Origin of the sequence: Streptomyces sp. NPDC058671 (assembly GCF_042716475.1) — a bacterium.
Classification (GTDB): Bacteria; Actinomycetota; Actinomycetes; order Streptomycetales; family Streptomycetaceae; genus Streptomyces.
The window spans coordinates 1,965-3,383 of sequence record NZ_JBHXSA010000060.1; the positions used below are offsets into that span (position 1 = coordinate 1,965).

The following is a 1,419-nucleotide window of genomic DNA, read 5'->3' on the forward strand; positions in this document are numbered from 1 at the left end:
CAATGACACGACTTCGGCGGTACGCTTGAGCCCCGCTACATTGTCGGCGCGGAATCACTTGACCAGTGAGCTATTACGCACTCTTTCAAGGGTGGCTGCTTCTAAGCCAACCTCCTGGTTGTCTCTGCGACTCCACATCCTTTCCCACTTAGCGTACGCTTAGGGGCCTTAGTCGATGCTCTGGGCTGTTTCCCTCTCGACCATGGAGCTTATCCCCCACAGTCTCACTGCCGTGCTCTCACTTACCGGCATTCGGAGTTTGGCTAAGGTCAGTAACCCGGTAGGGCCCATCGCCTATCCAGTGCTCTACCTCCGGCAAGAAACACACGACGCTGCACCTAAATGCATTTCGGGGAGAACCAGCTATCACGGAGTTTGATTGGCCTTTCACCCCTAACCACAGGTCATCCCCCAGGTTTTCAACCCTGGTGGGTTCGGTCCTCCACGAAGTCTTACCTCCGCTTCAACCTGCCCATGGCTAGATCACTCCGCTTCGGGTCTTGAGCGCGCTACTGAATCGCCCTGTTCGGACTCGCTTTCGCTACGGCTTCCCCACACGGGTTAACCTCGCAACACACCGCAAACTCGCAGGCTCATTCTTCAAAAGGCACGCAGTCACGACCCACCGAGTAAACTCGATGAGCGACGCTCCCACGGCTTGTAGGCACACGGTTTCAGGTACTATTTCACTCCGCTCCCGCGGTACTTTTCACCATTCCCTCACGGTACTATCCGCTATCGGTCACCAGGGAATATTTAGGCTTAGCGGGTGGTCCCGCCAGATTCACACGGGATTTCTCGGGCCCCGTGCTACTTGGGTGTCTCTCAAACGAGCCGTTGATGTTTCAGCTACGGGGGTCTTACCCTCTACGCCGGACCTTTCGCATGTCCTTCGCCTACATCAACGGTTTCTGACTCGCCTCACAGCCGGCAGACTGTGAAAGAGAGATCCCACAACCCCGCATGCGCAACCCCTGCCGGGTATCACACGCATACGGTTTGGCCTCATCCGGTTTCGCTCGCCACTACTCCCGGAATCACGGTTGTTTTCTCTTCCTGAGGGTACTGAGATGTTTCACTTCCCCTCGTTCCCTCCACATGCCCTATGTGTTCAGGCATGGGTGACAGCCCATGACGACTGCCGGGTTTCCCCATTCGGAAACCCCCGGATCAAAGCCTGGTTGACGGCTCCCCGGGGACTATCGTGGCCTCCCACGTCCTTCATCGGTTCCTGGTGCCAAGGCATCCACCGTGCGCCCTTAAAAACTTGGCCACAGATGCTCGCGTCCACTGTGTAGTTCTCAAGCAACGACCAGCCACCCATCACCCCACCCGACAAGCAGATGAGTTCACTGGGGCCGGCATCGCGAAGATACAACCTTACGGCCGTACCCTCAGATACCCAACAACGTGCCAAGG

General features: G+C 57.0%; 1 rRNA gene (cut by a window edge). It reads right to left on the minus strand.

Going from position 1 to position 1,419, the window contains the following annotated elements:
• A 23S ribosomal RNA gene (locus ACFWV2_RS32970) occupies positions 1–1,273 on the minus strand; it reaches 1,924 nt to the left of the window's first position.
• Positions 1,274–1,419 lie beyond the last annotated feature (146 nt).